Source organism: Parabacteroides sp. AM58-2XD, from assembly GCF_003463685.1.
Lineage (GTDB): Bacteria > Bacteroidota > Bacteroidia > Bacteroidales > Tannerellaceae > Parabacteroides > Parabacteroides segnis.
In genome coordinates this window covers 1-17,877 of record NZ_QSDP01000124.1, presented here as the reverse complement: position 1 = coordinate 17,877, position 17,877 = coordinate 1, and the positions used below count along the sequence as shown (strand labels likewise).

The following is a 17,877-nucleotide window of genomic DNA, read 5'->3' as shown; positions in this document are numbered from 1 at the left end:
ACCCTAAAAAAGTATTTAAAAAAACTCCTTTTAGCTGAAGATTTATATAATCCTCAGATATACGACAAATTAGTTTATACATGGCTAAACTGTTTTTGTCATATTAAATTAAAACCTACAAATAATCATTCGCCAACATACAATGATGTAAAAGATCTCACAGCTTTAAAAAATTATTGCTTTGACCGAATCATAGCAGAATACTACGAAGAGATAATTTCACAAATAGAGATAGCCCGTTCAAAGAACATACTCTCATCACGAAATTATTTTAATATTCAAGATAGAATTAGTAAAGCATCCCAAATCATCGCCCCAGACTATATAGACCCTATAATAGAACTAAAAGAAAAAGTAAAACAAATTGCCTATAACAACTTATCAGAGAGAACACCTTATCTACTCAAATAACAAAACAGGTTTTAAACTATAGATAAATGATTCAAGATCAAAATAAAGAAAACAACATTATAATTATAGGTACCCTCCCTCAAAAGTATTAAGATGGGGGGGGTAGTACATGGTAGGTGGTATAACACGCGTTTTTAACAAAATCAATAAAAAACACGTCTATATCAAACTAACCAACAGATTTTGGGAAGAGACCAAAATGTTACTGATATGCCCATTTTTCACCCAATTACTAGGAAAAAGCATATCACAGAATCCTTAGAAAAACATTAATATAACCACCTTGCTCGCTCGTTTCACACACCAAAAACAGACGGGAGTGGTCGGAGCCAAACACGGCTTTCTCTGGCTAAACCTATCAAAGCTCATTATATATAATGCAAGATACGATCATCTGTAATCGTATATGGTTATACCATATCACTTCATACCTAATAAGTATATTCATCCTTTCAATAACTCAACAACACAGGATATAAATCTATGTGATGAAGTTGTTTTCGTTTCTGAATATTACTATATTTGCCCTCACGTATTAGAATAAAGACGTAGAAGCGTTAAGATATTATCCGACATTGAAATCTGGACAATTTCATCGAACAGGATAATAGCAAGTGTTCCTACGCCTATGTTGTTGTATACCCATTCTGATTATACAAGAGGGATAATAGTATACTGACATAAGGCGTGGGGCTATTGTTTATTATTGTTCGATGGGCAGTCCAGAGCCTCAATGTCAATAATATCCAATAGTCTCCACGCTTCTTTTTATTTAAGAACACCGAACGAAGGGGACAGTGAGGACAAACATTAGTATTATGAAGAAAAAAATTTCCCTTATGTTACTTTACTTGCTATTTATTCATATAACGAATGCACAATATAAAGACGTCTTTGATCGTGTAATTAGAAGTCGCTTTAATATACAAACAAATAGAAGATTAGATATAGATGAAGTAAACCCATACAATGTATATAAAGTTGTACAAGAAGGAAATTTCATATTTTTCATCGGTGACGAAAACGGAGTGTTTAAAAAACAAGACGATAAAGACATATATTATAAAGCACCTGACGATCCAAGGTTTGAGGAATGCCTAAGACTTGTTGCTGAGATATATCAAAAAGATGTAGAATTTCCATATACTGTGCCTATATTCATTAACTACAAAAATTGTGGAGGAGTAGCATACTGTTATTCAGGTAGACTTAAAGGAGTTCAAGAAGGGGAATCATCAACATGGGCTGGATTGATAATTGATATTGATATTGAAAAAAACTACAATGTACATTATGTATTAAATGAGGTGAGTCTTACGATGGGTTATATTTAGCAGAAGTGATTGCACATGAAATATTTCATAGTGTATTTTGGAATGCTGGAGATCCTGAATACAAAATATACCCTTACTCTTGGGTTTCAGATGGGACATACGAATACGAGCCAAATCGTTATAAACGTTATTCTGATGATCTCGAACTTGTTAGTGATTTTTACTGTGGAAAAAACGCAATGCTTGCTAATGCTGGTAAACCAATACAGCTATACGCAGGTCATTTCACTAATGCTTTCGAATACACAGATGACAAATTTTTTGCTTTCAATCATAGAAAGAGCATTGCTGTAAACCATTTGGGCAAAATATCTCTTGGAATAATGAAAGATGTTGGATTTCTGTTGAAAGCTGGAGTTGATATAAAATGTGATAAATTTACTGGATATCTATTTGATGATACAGAACAAGTTTGGGCACATGTATCTATGGGAGATACATTATTTGTTTTAGAAGATAAATGGTTAGAAGATGGTAAATATCACACTGTATGGTGTCAGTATTCGACATCAAATGAAAGAATAAATAACAATAATCATTTAGATGTTCATACAGAAAAGAATAAAATAGTTATTTCCAACAATGGACCAGAAATGACGGTTTATATTTATAACATGCATGGAAACATGGTAGATCAAAAGAATGTCAACACTGGTAATATTGAGATTCAAGTAAAATCACCAGGGGTATATATAGTAAAAAGTGACAACTATTCCAAAAAGGTACTTTGTTTATAATTTATGTCTCTAATGGAATTGATTTGTCTATCGAGTGATTTTAAAGACGCAATGTTATAAAAATTTCTTGGATTCACAAATAAGGAATACAGCTATGAGAACAAAAGAAAGAGAAAACACATAACGTTTTACAATATTGGCACCCTATTGGCGCCCCACAAAACACATAATAGCTGTTAATCAAAAGATTAACAGCTATTATGTGTAGCGAGACCCGGGATTGAACCGGGGACCTCATGATTATGAATCATGCGCTCTAACCAGCTGAGCTATCTCGCCATCATGTCGTCAACTTTTCTTATTGACGCTGCAAAATTAGAGGTTATTTTTATATTATGCAACACTTTTGCGAAAAAAAATCTTTTATTTTTCAGGGCTTTCAGCTAAGGCGTTAAAAATTAGAAGCTTTTTTACTCTAATAATATTGGGAAATATGAATCTTTTGAGTAACTTGCTGCGCAAATAATTGTATGAAAGATGAAAAAAGAGAAGTTTCATATCGAATACATTTTCGATAAAGTTTCGCGACGAAGTTTATGGAATCACCTCACTACCCCTCCAGGATTGTCTGCCTGGTTTGCTGATGACGTAACGATCAATGACAACACGTATGTTTTTAAGTGGAACAGGGATGAGCAGGAGGCAGAGGTTTTGTCGATAAAACCGGAAATTAGTATCCGTTACCGGTGGACAGATGAGGAAGAAGATAATGTCTACTTCGAATTTTTAATTCACACGGTTGAACTTACCGGAGCAACTGCTCTTGAAATAACCGACTTTGCCGAGCCGGATGAAAAGAAAGATTCAATCAATTTATGGGACTCGCAAGTCTATGAATTGAAACGTACACTCGGGATTTAGGTTGTTTTAGAGAATAATGTAATGTTCTTATCGTTTTTTACACTACTTTTGCCCCGTCAACCCGGATAGGCAATGTTGAAGATAAAACGATTATATACATTTATGCTGCAGACTTTCCTGCCGTTGTTCATTATGCCTCGGTATCTGTCTGTTTATTGTACTCATGCAGTTCCTTTGGAGGTACATAGACGACATGGTGGGAAAGGGACTGGGGATTCCTGTGCTCGGCGAAATGTTTTTTTATGCTGCTTTATTCCTCCTCCCCATGGCTTTACCTTTGGCCATTTTGCTTGCATCTCTGATGACTTTCGGTAATCTGGGCGAACGCCTGGAATTGCTGGCGATGAAATCTGCCGGAGTATCGCTGATACATATCATGCGGCCGTTGATCATCACAATCGGGATTATCAGTATCGGCGCTTTCTTTTTCCAGAACAATGCAATGCCTGTCGTACAGGTGAAACTATATTCCCTTCTCTACTCCATGCGCCAGAAGTCGCCGGAGCTGGATATTCCGGAAGGTGTATTTTATGGGGAAATCACAGGATATAATGTATATGTAAAAGAAAAAAACAATCAGACCGGATTGCTGAAAGATGTCATGATCTATGACTATTCGAAAGGTTTCAATAACGCACGTGTGATCCTTGCAGACTCCGGCAGACTGAAAACATCTGCGGACAAGCTGTTTCTGGTCTTATCCCTTTTTAATGGGGAGTCGTTTGAAAACCTGTCCGAAGGCCAGACAGGCAGTAACAACCGGAAAACAGCTGTTCCCTACCGCAGGGAGACATTCAGCACCAAAGATATTCTGATAGATTTCGATGCAAACTTCACCCGCACGGATGAATCTTTTATGCAAAACCAATATATGGGTAAGCAACTGAAGGATTTACAGACTTCTATTGACTCCATGACCGTACGGCTCGACAGTATCAAGGCGATCAATTCCAAAAATGTGTATGACATGTCTTATAAAAAGACATTCTCCAAACCAAAAAGGGAATTATCCCAACAAGCAGAAATGGGAACCGGCAATACTGCAACAGTAAACGATACTGATTCCCTGACCAAAATATCAAACGAACCGGTCAAAATAATCAATTTCGACAGTTTGTATAAAGCCGAAGCACCAAGCGGGCAAGCCGCCTTATTGGTCCGTGCCAAATCAAACATTGAAAGTGTAAAGGCCGATTATTATTTCAAAGCTGCAACATTAGGAGACGAGGCTTACAAAGTACGCCGCCACCTGACTGAATGGCATAAGAAATTCACCTTATCCTTCGCTTGTATGGTTTTCTTCTTTATCGGTGCCCCACTGGGAGCGATTATCCGTAAGGGAGGACTGGGAATGCCGGTCGTTATTTCCGTAATCCTGTTTATATTCTATTATATTATAGATAATATCGGATTTAAAATGGCACGCGACGGTATATGGGAAGCCTGGGAAGGAATGTGGCTGAGTTCCGCTATTTTGGCACCACTAGGGATTTTCCTGACTTATAAGGCTGTTAATGACAGTGTTATATTGAATGCGGACACTTATCTGAATGCCATAAAGAATTTTATAGGTAAACGGGCCGGACGTAAAGTGGAGAAAAAAGAGGTAATCATTTTTAATCCTGACTATGCAGCCATGTTGCCACGCCTGGATAAGCTGGCGGAAAACTGTGCCGAATATCTCAAAAGCCATAAACGCTGGTTGAACTATTTCACTTTCTGGAAACAAGGCGGAAAGGATCATACGGCAGAACAGCTGGCTACAGAAATGGAAGGTATCATTGAAGAACTGGGTAACTCCGATCAGAATCTGGTACTGAACAAACTGATGGATTATCCCGTTATCGGCGGATACAACCAACTGAATGCAAATATCAACGGAAAGATCGGACTGGCATTCGGAATATTTTTCCCGGTCGGGCTTCCGGTCTATTTGCTTGCTACATACCAGCGTAAATTATTACGCCATGATATACAAGTAGTACAAAAAACAAGCCGCGAATTGGAAGATATGATCCGGAACTTAGAAATTAAAAATTAAAAAAGATATGAGTGAGATCAAATTAAACACCATCGAAGAAGCAATCGAAGATTTTCGTGAAGGTAAATTCCTGATCGTTGTTGACGACGAAGATCGTGAAAACGAAGGGGACTTCATTGTTGCTGCGGAAAAGATAACGCCCGAAAAAGTAAATTTCATGATGACATACGGTCGTGGTGTATTATGCGCCCCGATCACCGAAGAACGTTGCCAGGAACTGGACCTGGATATGCAGGTTGCCAGAAACACCTCTATGCTTGAGACACCGTTCACCGTAACTGTCGACAAACTGGGCGGAGGTTGCACGACCGGTGTATCCATGTTCGACCGTGCCGAAACGATCCGTGCACTGGCTGATACGCAGACAAAGCCGTCTGACCTGGGACGTCCGGGACATGTGAACCCGCTGCGAGCCCGTTCACGCGGTGTGCTCCGTCGTGCCGGTCATACCGAAGCAGCTGTCGACCTGGCCCGTCTGGCCGGCCTCTATCCTGCGGGGGCATTGATCGAGATCATCAATGAAGACGGAACAATGGCACGTCTGCCGCAATTAGTGGAAGTAGCTAAAAAGTTCGATATCAAGATCATTTGTATTAAGGACCTGATTGCCTACCGCCTGAAAACAGAATCCATTGTTGACAAAGGTGTAGAAGTCGATATGCCAACCCAGTACGGTCATTTCCACCTGATCCCTTTCCGGCAGAAAAGTAACGGATTGGAGCATATCGCTTTGATAAAAGGTGATATATCCGGAGAAGAACCGGTCTTGGTTCGCGTACATTCATCTTGTGCAACCGGCGATATCTTCGGTTCTATGCGTTGCGAATGCGGCGAACAGTTGCACAAAGCCATGCAAATGATTGAAAAAGAAGGACGCGGAGCTATCGTCTACCTGAACCAGGAAGGACGCGGCATCGGCCTGATGGATAAAATGAAAGCCTATAAACTTCAGGAAGAGGGATTGGATACGGTAGACGCCAACCTGCATCTGGGACACCAGGCTGATGAACGTGATTATGGCGTCGGAGCACAGATCCTGAAGCACATCGGCATCACCAAAATGCGCTTGATGACAAACAATCCGATCAAGCGTGTAGGCCTGGAAGCTTATGGTTTAACAATTGTGGAAAACGTTCCTATCGAAGTCACTCCGAACAAATATAATGAATTTTATATGAAGACAAAAAAGGAGCGTATGGGACATGTTCTCCATAACATCAAATAATTAGCAATTTGTTGCAAAGAATCCGATTATTAATTACTTTTGTCGCAACTATTTAAAATAACCTATACAAACAGCAGTGTCATGACACAAGTTTCAGATCGTTTAGCAAGTTTATCGCCTTCCGCTACGTTGGCGATGTCTCAGAAGAGCAATGAGCTCAAAGCACAAGGTATCGATGTTATCAACCTGAGTGTGGGAGAACCTGATTTCAACACACCTGATCACATCAAGGAAGCAGCCAAGCAAGCGGTAGACGACAATTTCTCTCGCTACTCTCCGGTTCCCGGTTATCCGGCATTACGCAATGCTATCGTTACCAAGCTGAAGAATGAAAACGGGTTGGAATACGCAGCTACACAGATTTCCTGCGCGAACGGAGCTAAACAATCCGTTTGTAACACAATTCTGGTGTTGGTTAATCCCGGAGACGAAGTTATCATTCCGGCACCGTTCTGGGTAAGCTATCCTGAAATGGTCAAACTGGCTGAAGGTAAACCGGTAATCGTTACAGCAGGTATCGAACAGGACTTCAAGATCACTCCGGCACAGCTGGAAGCAGCTATCACGCCGAAGACAAAGGCGTTGATCCTCTGCTCTCCGTCCAATCCGACTGGTTCTGTTTACAGTGCAGAAGAACTGGCAGGTTTGGCTGAAGTATTGAAAAAACATCCGGATATCATCGTTATTGCTGACGAGATCTACGAACATATCAACTATATCGGCAAACATCACAGTATCGCTTCTGTCGACGGCATGAAAGATCGCACCGTTATTGTAAACGGTGTATCCAAAGCATATGCAATGACAGGCTGGCGTATCGGTTTCATTGCCGGACCGGAATGGATCGTGAAGGCTGTAAACAAATTACAAGGTCAATACACCTCAGGTCCTTGCTCTGTCTCCCAGAAAGCTGCCGAAGTTGCTTACACTGGCTCACAGGAACCGGTTGAAGAAATGCGTAAAGCATTCGAACGCCGTCGTGACCTGATCGTTAATCTGGCTAAAGAAGTTCCGGGATTCGAAGTAAATAAGCCGGAAGGCGCTTTCTACCTGTTCCCGAAATGTAGTTACTATTATGGTAAAGCTGACGGAAACAACACAATCAAAGATGCTGACGACCTGGCTATGTATTTGCTGGAAAAGGCACACGTTGCCTGCGTAGGCGGTACTTCATTCGGTGCTCCCGAATGTATCCGTATGAGTTATGCTACCAGCGATGAAAACATCGTGGAAGCCATCAAACGTATCAAAGAGGCTTTGGCTAAACTGAAATAAGAGAAAGTAAACTTTTATATATAGAAAAAGGGACTCCGAGATAATCGAAGCCCCTTTTTTATTTTATTCTGCTAACGCAAAATTATTCAGCACGCAAAGTGAAGCGTTTGAATGCAAGAATCTGCAATTCAGGATCTGCTTCCTTCATTGTTTCTTTTACAGTCTTTTTGCCATCCATGATATCTTCCTGGTTCAGCAAGCAAACTTCTTTCAAGAATTTGCTAAGACGACCTTTAGCGATGTTCTGGATCATTTGTTCCGGTAAATTAGCAGCTTTTTCAGCAGAAACAGTTGCGATAATTTCCTTAGCCTTAGCTACGTCTTCAGCAGTAATCCAGCCCTTAGCCATATTGCTTTCCATATGGTCTTCGCTATCTACATGTGAAGGATTGATACCTGCCTTCTTCAAAGCAACTTCAACAGCCTTCTGTACCTGTTCAACCTTTGTCTTTTCAATTGCCACCTGTATTTCAGCTTCTTTTACTGATTCAGGAACACCAGCTTCATCGATAGCGATAGGATTCATGGCAGCGATCTGCATAGCGATGTTGTGAGCAGCTTCTTCTGATTCTTTGTTAAAAGCAACGATCGTACAAAGCTGGTTTTTACCCATATGGTTATAAACAGTAGTGTAAGCACCTTCTACCACATTATAACCGTCCAGTTCCATCTTTTCGCCAGTGATACCGCTACGGTCAGTAACAGCGTCCTGGATAGTACCCTTACCCATAGGCAAAGCCTTTACTTCATCCAAAGTCTGACATTTGTTAGCCACAGCAGCGTCCAGGATAGCCTGAGTCAAAGCAACGAAGTCTTCGTTCTTAGCAACAAAGTCAGTTTCGCATTTCAAAGCGATAACAGCAGCAAAACCGCCCTCTTTCTTTGCCAACACGCAACCTTCTGCAGCGTCACGGTCTGAACGCTTAGCGGCGATAGCCTGTCCTTTTTTACGGATAATTTCCATTGCCTTTTCGATGTCGCCATCAGATTCGGTCAACGCTTTCTTGCAGTCCATCATACCAGCTCCGCTCATCTTGCGCAGCTTGGTAATATCAGCCATAGTTACAGCCATAATCTTATTTCCTTCTTATTTAATGTTTATACTCTTTCTACTTCTTTATTAACGAACAATGGACAATTACCTATTGACAATCTCTTACTGTCAAAAGCCAATTGCCCATTGTATTTATATTCTAATTGTCAATTGTCAACCGGCAATTGTCAACCGAATTATTCTTCGATATCTTTAGCGTACTTGTCGGCAACTTTAGCGTTCAAAGCATCTTCGTCTTCCTTCTTAGTACGTTCTTTCTTTACAGCAGCTTTAGCTTTGCGTTCTCTTTTAGCGCCTTCGCCTTCACCTGCTGCTTCTGTATCGATCTTTTCAGCTTTGCGTTCCTGCAAACCTTCGTTCATAGCTTCGCAGATAGCGCCTAAGATAACTTCTACTGATTTAGTAGCGTCGTCGTTAGCCGGGATCACGTAGTCGATGTTGTTCGGGTTTGAGTTAGTATCAACCATACCGAAAACTGGGATACCCAGACGGTTAGCTTCGCGAACTGCGATATGTTCTTTCATCACGTCAACAACGAACAAAGCAGACGGAAGACGAGTCAGGTCTACGATAGAACCTAATGTCTTTTCCAACTTAGCACGCTGACGAGTGATCTGAAGTTTTTCTCTTTTTGACAGGTTATCAAATGTACCGTCTTTTGTCATCTTATCGATAGTAGTCATCTTTTTGATGGCTTTACGGATAGTCGGGAAGTTAGTCAACATACCACCCGGCCAGCGTTCGATAACGTAAGGCATACCTACTGAAGCAGCCTTATCAGCGACAACTTGTTTTGCTTGTTTTTTAGTAGCAACGAAAAGTACTTTCTTACCCTGTTTTGCCAGGTTTTTCATTACTTCTGCTGCTTCGTCTACTTTAGCAACTGTTTTATATAAATCAATGATATGAATACCATTGCGCTCCATAAAGATATAAGGAGCCATAGCGGGATTCCACTTTCTTTTTAAGTGTCCGAAGTGTACACCAGCTTCTAATAACTGATCAAAATTAACTCTTGACATTTTTTTCTTTTTAAATCGTTTACTTTCTGTTTAATTTTCAACTATCAGGTAGTCCCCCGGCATGTCTGCATGCAAAAGAAATCCCGACAATTTAGATACTAAACGCTTTGTCCTTGTAAGAAACTCACAAATAACATTAACGTTTGCTGAACTGGAATCTCTTACGAGCTTTTGGCTGACCCGGTTTCTTACGTTCAACAGAACGAGGATCGCGAGTTACGAATCCTTCTGCTCTCAAGGCAGACTTATCTTCCGGATTAATCTTGATCAAAGCACGAGCGATAGCCAAACGTGCAGCTTCTGACTGACCTTTGAATCCACCACCATCAAGGTTGATCTTGATATCATATTGTTCTTCAACATTCAGCTTTGCAAGCGGCTGCTTAACAATGAACTGAAGGATTGTAGAAGGAAAGTAATTTGCAAGATCACGTTTGTTGATAGTTATCTTTCCCGTTCCTTCGCTAACGAATACGCGAGCAACTGCTGCTTTACGTCTTCCTATTGCATTTACTACTTCCATAGTTATTATTTAAGTGAGTTTATATCGATTGACTTAGGCTGTTGAGCTTCGTGTTTGTGCTCTGTTCCTTCATATACATATAAGTTAGCAAGTAACTTAGCACCCAGACGGTTTTTAGGCAACATACCTTTTACTACTTTTCTGAACAGATGGCTGGCACCTTTCTTCATCAAGTCGTTAGGTGTGTACTCGATCTGTCCACCGGGATATCCGGTATATCTCAAATAAATACGATCGTTCCATTTGTTTCCTGTCAGAACGATTTTATCTGCATTGATAATGATTACATTATCACCACAATCAACATGAGGAGTGAAGTTGGGTTTGTACTTGCCGCGCAAAAGCTTTGCTACTTTTGCACAAAGGCGTCCCAAAGTCTGTCCATCAGCGTCAACGATGACCCACTCTTTGTTTACAGTTGCTTTGTTTGCAGAAATGGTCTTAAAACTTAAAGTATCCACTGCTTAATAAATTAATTAATTAATAACTCTAAAAAACAAGCGCCTAGTTTTTCGCTGTCATTATCACTACGGACACTTGACGTAATAATGTGCTAGAAACTAAACTCTTAGTACAATTTGATAATATTCGGCTTGCAAAGGTACGGCTTTTCTTCGAAATACAAAACATTTGTACATCTTTTTCGCACCCAAACGATTATGAGCAGAAGATATACAACAAAAGGGAATTGCCGGAGAGTTATGCTTTTCCCTAATTCCTATTTAATTGAAAAAATTTACCGGCGGAAATAATACCCCAACGAGAAAGTTACATTATTCTGATAAAGGGATGATTCGCCGTCGTGTTTGGTGGTACGTCGGTCGAGTGTTCCGCACAGGGCAGATACGGAGAAGAAGAAATTTGAATATTCTACCTGCAACCCAAGGTTTACCCCCAAGTCGAAAGTTTTAAGATCGGCTTCGCCTGATTGTCCGAAAACGATATCGCTATCCACATTCTTAGTACGCATTTTTCCAAACAGGGAGAAATCGACAGCCGGACCGGCCATCACACTGAAATAAACATCGGTAAACTGAAAGGTATATACCAGATTTACAGGTACAAGAATAGAATAATAGTTACATTTTGTTTTCGGATAAGCTAAATCCATACCGTCTCCTTCTGAGATTTTTGACAAGTAATTACCACCCTGATGCACAAAAGCGACTTCCGGCTGAAGCGACAATCTTTTATATAAAGGAATCTGAGCCAGTCCCGCCACACTAAATCCGAAACGAGCGCCCGATTGATAATTGTTGTCTATTTTCTGCACCAGCGAAGAATAAGCCAAACCACCACGCACACCCCAAGTGATCTGTGCTGTAGCCGGCACAATCATCAACATCACCCATATTATTACCAATCCTATCTTTTTCATATTATATCCTCTTTTCCATGAGCAAAGATAGTTTTTTTTTCTAATGATGATACTTATTCTATGATTTTAACGTATTTCCAGACATCGTATGTAGAAAATAACTAAAATCAAGCAAATAATATATACATTAATATCACAGATAACTATCTAACTAACAAATGTTAGCCAAATTGGTTTTCTCTTATTTTTATCTAAAAGAAAGATCGGAAAAAGGTTAGAGGAGTTCAACACCTGGAAAAAGCGTTACAGTGAAAGCTTCAAGAATATCGATTCCACTTTCAAGATTCAGGTACGCACTACCCTTTCGGAAGGATGGCACGAGATAGAACATAACATGCGATACAAATATCATCACCCTTTTCAATTTCGATAAGGACCTGGCAAAAGCTTTTTATAAAACAGAGCGCAATGTTATTTTACACAAACTGATCAAACATGATATCCGGATGGATATCTCATTCAATAACATTATTTATCTATGTAATTACCTGTTTGTAAAAAGTGGAATGATATACCAACTCACACCGCCCGCATTAATGCGGCAGTTTGAGGACATTTTCGGACAGACGGATAGTTAAAGACATATCTGTTTCGAAAACCAGCACCTATTTTACCAAACAAATGTCGTATCTTTGTTTGGTAAAATATAAAAGTTTTTTCAATCATATATGGAACCATTTATACATCTACACGTCCACACCCAGTACTCGCTGCTGGACGGACAAGCCTCGATCGATGCACTGATTGACAAGGCACAAAAAGACGGCATGAACGCCATTGCTGTTACCGATCACGGTAATATGTTCGGTATAAAGGAGTTCTTCAACAAGGTCTCCAAGAAGAACGGGAAACCGCTTGGAGCCATCAAAGACCTGGAGAAAGAACAGAAAGCCCTCAAAGGGAAAGAAACTCTTTCCACCGAAGAGCAGGCACGCCTGCAGGAGATTCCATCCCTGATAGAAGCGGAAAAGAAAAAGATATTCAAACCGATTATCGGCTGCGAGTGCTACTGTGCCCGCAACGGAAGGCATAACAAAACAGCGAAGGAAGACCGTAGCGGTTACCACCTGATCATACTGGCTAAAAACCTAAAAGGCTACAAAAACCTGATCAAGATGGTTTCCATCTCTTGGACAGAAGGTTTTTACGGCCGTCCGCGTATCGACCATGAATTACTGGAGAAATATCACGAAGACCTGATTGTCTGTTCCGCTTGTTTGGGTGGCGAAATACCGCAGCATATTATGCATGATCGGATAGATAAAGCTGAAGAATCCATCCTGTGGTTCAAAAAACTGTTCGGAGAAGATTATTACCTGGAAATGCAACGGCACGAGACACACGACCCGAACGCCGATTGCACCACGTATCCCAAACAGCAGGAAGTGAATAAGGTCCTGATCGAACTCGCCCGCAAACATAATGTCAAGCTGATCGCTACCAACGACGTCCATTTCGTTAATCAGGAAGATGCCGAAGCACACGACCGCCTGATCTGCCTCAGTACCGGAAAGGATCTGGACGACCCGACACGTATGCGTTATTCCAAGCAGGAATGGATGAAAACGACAGCCGAGATGAATGCCATCTTTGCAGACATCCCGGAAGCACTCAGCAACACGCTTGAAATAGCAGACAAAGTAGATTTCTACTCCATCGACAGTGGTCCTATCATGCCTACCTTCGCCATCCCTGAAGATTTTGGGACAGAAGAGTCGTATCGCGAAAAATTCTCGGAACAGGACTTGTTCGAAGAATTCACCCGTGATGAAAACGGCAACGTAGTGTTAAGCGAAGAAGATGCCAAAGACAAAATAAAGAAACTCGGCGGATACGATAAATTATACCGTATCAAGCTGGAAGCCGACTACCTGAGAAAACTGACATACGACGGTGCAAAGGTTTGTTACGGAGACAACCTGAATGATGAAGTCAGGGAACGTCTGGACTTTGAGTTACACATCATGAAGACAATGGGTTTTCCCGGATACTTCCTTATCGTGCAAGACTTTATCGCCGCTGCCCGCGAAGAATTGGGCGTATCGGTGGGACCGGGACGTGGATCGGCTGCCGGATCGGCAGTTGCATACTGTCTGGGAATCACTAAGATCGACCCGATTAAGTATGACCTGCTGTTCGAACGTTTCCTGAATCCGGACCGTATCTCCCTCCCCGATATCGATACCGACTTCGACGATGACGGTCGTGGCGAAGTATTGCGTTGGGTAACGGAAAAATACGGAGCAGACCGTGTGGCACATATCATTACCTACGGTACGATGGCTACCAAATCGGCCATCAAGGACGTTGCCCGTGTACAGAAACTTCCGCTTTCCGAGTCGAACCGTCTGGCTAAGCTGGTACCGGATAAGATACCGGATATGAAGAAGTTCAAACTGAAAGATGCGATCAACTATGTGCCCGAACTGAAAGAAGCAGCAACCGGAAATGATCCGCTTGCTCGCGATACATTAAAATATGCACAAATGCTGGAAGGCAACGTGCGTAACACTGGTGTACATGCCTGTGGCGTCATCATCGGACGATATGATATTTCGGACGTCGTGCCTGTCAGTACGGCAAAAGATAAAGAAACCGGCGAGGAAATGCTGGTTACTCAATACGAGGTTCGGTGATCGAAGAAACCGGATTGATCAAAATGGACTTTTTGGGACTGAAAACGTTGTCCATCATCAAAGAGGCTATTGAAAACATCCGCCTGACTACCGGACGCGAACTCGATATCGACCATATCAGCCTGGAAGATCCGGCAACCTATAAATTATATTGCGACGGTAAAACAACCGGTACATTCCAGTTTGAATCGGCAGGTATGCAAAAATACCTGAAGGAGCTTCAACCCTCCAAGTTCGAAGACCTGATCGCCATGAATGCCCTGTATCGTCCGGGACCAATGGACTATATCCCCGACTTTATCGACCGTAAACACGGACGCAAGCCGATCGAATATGATATACCGGTCATGGAGAAATACCTGAAAGACACCTACGGTATTACAGTCTACCAGGAACAGGTCATGCTTCTGTCGCGTTTGCTGGCAAACTTCACCCGTGGTGAAAGTGACGCTCTGCGTAAAGCCATGGGGAAGAAGCTGATCGACAAGATGAACCACCTGAAATCGAAGTTCATGAAAGGTGGACAGGATAATGGATACGAGGCAAAAACGCTTGAAAAGATTTGGTCCGACTGGGAAAAGTTTGCTTCCTATGCCTTCAACAAGAGCCACGCTACCTGCTATTCGTGGGTTGCTTATCAGACGGCCTTCCTGAAAGCGAACTATCCGTCCGAATATATGGCAGCCGTTCTGAGCCGAAGTTTGTCCAACATCGTCGATATCACGAAGTTTATGGACGAATGCAAAGCAATGGGTATGCAGGTATTAGGACCAGACGTCAACGAATCTATCCTGAAGTTCAGCGTAGATAAAAACAAGAACATCCGTTTCGGGCTAGGCGCCGTGAAAGGCGTAGGCGAATCGGCCGTATTGAATATCATCGAGGAACGAAAGAAAAACGGTCCGTATAAAAATATCTTCGACTTTGTGGAACGCGTCAACCTAACAGCATGTAATAAGAAAAACATCGAATCGCTTACGTTGGCCGGTGCCTTCGATAATTTCGGTATCCAGCGCGAACAATTCTTTGCAGAAACAGGCAAAGGCGAAGTCTTTCTGGATACGCTGGTGCGTTATGGCAATAAGTTCCAGATGGATAAAAACTCAGCAGCCAACTCCCTGTTCGGCGGCGATGACCTGCTTGTAGCCATTGCCAAACCCGAAATTCCGGTTTGCCAGCGTTGGAGTGATCTGGAACGCCTGAATAAAGAAAAGGAACTGATAGGTATTTACCTTTCCGCCCATCCGCTGGACGAATATCGTATCGTTCTGACATACGTATGCAATACGGGCATGGCAGAGATCAACGACCGGGAAAGCCTGAAAGGGCGCGAAATGTTGTTAGGCGGAATCGTAACCGATTTCCGTGAGGGAATGACCAAGACAGGAAAGCCTTACGGAGTAGTTAAAATAGAAGATTTCACCGGCAGCGGAGAGATCGCCTTGTTCGGTAATAACTATATCGAATACAGCAAATATTGTAAACCCGGTATGTACCTGCTCATCACAGCCCGCGTAGAGCCTCGCCGTTGGAACGAAAACGAACTCGATTTCAATATCGGTTCCATCCGCCTGTTGCAGGACGAAAAGGACAAACTGATCGAAAAAATCAGTATCACTCTACCGATCCACGATCTCGACGAGCCCACAGTCAATGAATTATCTGTGCTCATCAAAAACAATCCGGGACAGAGCTTGTTATATTTCAAAGTGGTAGATGGCGAACATAATATTTCACAAAATTTCTTCTCACAGAATATCCGGTTAAACGTAACAGGCAAGCTGATTGAGTTCCTGCAGGAGAATTCAACTATTGATTTCAAAATTAACGGGTAAAGTTGTACGGTGTGGAAAGAATTACTACTTTTGGCACCTCAAAAGGGAACAATTTAAATTAGATATATAATTATGGCACTAGAAGTTACAGATGCAAATTTTGAAGAGTTAGTAAACGCAGGCAAGCCTATGGTCCTTGACTTTTGGGCTGAATGGTGTGGCCCCTGCCGCATGGTAAGTCCGATCATCGACGAACTGGCAACCGAATACGAAGGTAAGGTTACAATCGGCAAAATGGACGTAGACAACAACAACGATGTCGTTGCCCAGTTCGGTATCCGCAATATTCCTACCGTTCTTTTCTTTAAAGAAGGGAAATTAGTAGACAAACAGGTAGGCGCTGCACAGAAATCGGCTTTCGTAGCTAAAATCGACGCACTTCTATAATGAAGACTTTATAGCGCGGAGCATTTCGCGTTTTCCCGGAGGCCGGGTATTCTTTCAACGGAATACCCGGCCTTCTGCATCATACGGCGGACTACTCCTTTGGCACAATAGGTGGTAAGGATTCCTCCTTCCGTCATATGCGCATATAATTTATCGAATATCTCCTGACTCCACATTTCCGGTTGCTTATCCGGAGCAAAAGCATCGAAATAAACAAGGTCTATTCCTTCCGGCAATTCACAGTGATTACTATCTCCCTGTATTTTATGCAAAGTGAAACGATCAGTTATTCTTACGGCTTCATTCCAGGTGGCAACATGCAGGGCCTCAAACCATTCTTTCTTTTCCGGACAAATCACGTCGCCGTAATTCAGCGCCCGGACCAGTTCGGCTCCAAGCGGATAAAGTTCTATGGAATAATAGTTCACAGAGCGATTATTCTCTTCTGCATCCAATAAAGTAAGGAAAGCATTCAACCCCGTCCCGAAACCAATCTCAAAAACAGTAATATCCTTTTTTGCCTGATGATGCAATCCGGCTTCAATAAATACATGGCGCGATTCCTGCACCGCCCCGTTTACCGAATGGTAATGTTCATCCATCTCCGGAATAAATAATGTATGACTGCCGTCAGCCGTCTGCTGTAATTCTCGTTTCATCTAATTTTGCACTACTATACTTGCATTTGACTGCAAAGGTAAGGAAAATTAAACAGAGTTAGGCAGAGGCATGCATTAACCCTATTTCAGGCAAAGTCAACCCTATACTGAGAACATTAGTATCATATATTATGATATTACTTTCTCATATATATAATACTCAATTCGCATAATATATGAAAATACAGTATCATAATATATGATATTTCCATCCTTCACCGGATAAGAACTTGGGGAATCCTAGTATGCGCCCGGTAATGATGCAATAATTACAGTTCATATCCAGGGCAACCGCACCAAAATTTCTATTAAAATATGTTTTGTGGCATAAATCATTAAAATATTTCAAAAAAAGTTGTGTAATTGGGGAATAAAGGTAATCTTGCAGAAAGAAAAGTCTTAACTATGAAAATAGAACCTTAACGACTGGATTTTTTACGTGAAGATTTTGCAAACCAAAGTCTCTTGACTATGATTCGTGAGATCTTATAAGAGGTCT

At 41.6% G+C, this 17,877-nt stretch carries 12 protein-coding genes, 1 tRNA gene and 3 pseudogenes; 9 read left to right on the top strand and 7 right to left on the bottom strand.

What is annotated here, in order from left to right; all coding sequences use genetic code 11:
* The 3 genes from DXA15_RS25340 to DXA15_RS21865 form a co-directional block, all read left to right on the top strand.
* A partial coding sequence (locus tag DXA15_RS25340; protein WP_158579696.1) for a hypothetical protein occupies positions 1-411 on the top strand: 411 nt, incomplete at its 5' end.
* 818 nt (positions 412-1,229) lie between these two features.
* Entirely contained in the window at positions 1,230-1,745 is a 516-nt protein-coding gene (locus DXA15_RS21870) for a hypothetical protein (protein WP_128135427.1), read from the top strand.
* 5 nt (positions 1,746-1,750) lie between these two features.
* Entirely contained in the window at positions 1,751-2,482 is a 732-nt protein-coding gene (locus tag DXA15_RS21865; protein WP_128135426.1) for a T9SS type A sorting domain-containing protein, read from the top strand.
* A gap of 205 nt (positions 2,483-2,687) precedes the next feature.
* Here the strand turns inward: DXA15_RS21865 and DXA15_RS21860 are convergent.
* Positions 2,688-2,761: transfer RNA gene (locus DXA15_RS21860), tRNA-Met, on the bottom strand.
* 198 nt (positions 2,762-2,959) lie between these two features.
* Here DXA15_RS21860 and DXA15_RS21855 point away from each other — a divergent pair.
* The 4 genes and pseudogenes from DXA15_RS21855 to DXA15_RS21840 all read left to right on the top strand — a co-directional run bounded on the left by DXA15_RS21855 (position 2,960) and on the right by DXA15_RS21840 (position 7,884).
* On the top strand, positions 2,960-3,343 hold the full coding sequence (locus DXA15_RS21855; protein WP_122328081.1) for an START-like domain-containing protein: 384 nt from the start codon (positions 2,960-2,962) through the stop codon (positions 3,341-3,343).
* Between the two features lie 102 nt (positions 3,344-3,445).
* Positions 3,446-5,384 (top strand): annotated as a pseudogene (locus tag DXA15_RS21850) (LptF/LptG family permease).
* A 7-nt stretch (positions 5,385-5,391) separates the two neighbouring features.
* Positions 5,392-6,609 (top strand): bifunctional 3,4-dihydroxy-2-butanone-4-phosphate synthase/GTP cyclohydrolase II, encoded by a 1,218-nt coding sequence (locus DXA15_RS21845; protein WP_007655333.1) that lies wholly within the window; start codon positions 5,392-5,394, stop codon positions 6,607-6,609.
* Positions 6,610-6,690: 81 nt separating this feature from the next.
* Positions 6,691-7,884: a pyridoxal phosphate-dependent aminotransferase gene (locus DXA15_RS21840; RefSeq protein ID WP_128135425.1), complete on the top strand. Its 1,194-nt coding sequence runs from the start codon at positions 6,691-6,693 to the stop codon at positions 7,882-7,884.
* 82 nt (positions 7,885-7,966) lie between these two features.
* On the opposite strand, the gene tsf is transcribed toward DXA15_RS21840, so the two are convergent.
* From tsf to DXA15_RS21815, 5 genes are all read right to left on the bottom strand, one after another.
* Positions 7,967-8,956 (bottom strand): translation elongation factor Ts, encoded by a 990-nt coding sequence (gene tsf / locus DXA15_RS21835; RefSeq protein ID WP_128135424.1) that lies wholly within the window; start codon positions 8,954-8,956, stop codon positions 7,967-7,969.
* A gap of 158 nt (positions 8,957-9,114) precedes the next feature.
* Positions 9,115-9,960, bottom strand: a complete 846-nt coding sequence (gene rpsB / locus DXA15_RS21830) for a 30S ribosomal protein S2 (protein ID WP_128135423.1) — start codon at positions 9,958-9,960, stop codon at positions 9,115-9,117.
* Positions 9,961-10,096: 136 nt separating this feature from the next.
* Positions 10,097-10,483: a 30S ribosomal protein S9 gene (gene rpsI / locus DXA15_RS21825; RefSeq protein ID WP_007655341.1), complete on the bottom strand. Its 387-nt coding sequence runs from the start codon at positions 10,481-10,483 to the stop codon at positions 10,097-10,099.
* A gap of 5 nt (positions 10,484-10,488) precedes the next feature.
* Positions 10,489-10,944 carry a 50S ribosomal protein L13 gene (gene rplM / locus DXA15_RS21820; RefSeq protein ID WP_007655343.1) on the bottom strand — a complete coding sequence of 152 codons (456 nt, stop codon included), beginning with the start codon at positions 10,942-10,944 and terminating at the stop codon, positions 10,489-10,491.
* 275 nt (positions 10,945-11,219) lie between these two features.
* Complete coding sequence (locus DXA15_RS21815) at positions 11,220-11,861, bottom strand: porin family protein (RefSeq protein ID WP_128135422.1); 642 nt, start codon at positions 11,859-11,861, stop codon at positions 11,220-11,222.
* A 668-nt stretch (positions 11,862-12,529) separates the two neighbouring features.
* On the opposite strand from DXA15_RS21815, the pseudogene dnaE reads away from it, so the two are divergent.
* Together dnaE and trxA are read left to right on the top strand one after the other, a co-directional pair.
* Positions 12,530-16,332 (top strand): annotated as a pseudogene (dnaE, locus tag DXA15_RS21805) (DNA polymerase III subunit alpha).
* Positions 16,333-16,404: 72 nt separating this feature from the next.
* Positions 16,405-16,719 (top strand): thioredoxin, encoded by a 315-nt coding sequence (gene trxA, locus DXA15_RS21800; protein ID WP_128135421.1) that lies wholly within the window; start codon positions 16,405-16,407, stop codon positions 16,717-16,719.
* On the opposite strand, the pseudogene mnmD reads toward trxA, so the two are convergent.
* Positions 16,714-17,378 (bottom strand): annotated as a pseudogene (gene mnmD, locus DXA15_RS21795) (tRNA (5-methylaminomethyl-2-thiouridine)(34)-methyltransferase MnmD). The gene trxA and the pseudogene mnmD overlap by 6 nt on opposite strands.
* Positions 17,379-17,877 lie beyond the last annotated feature (499 nt).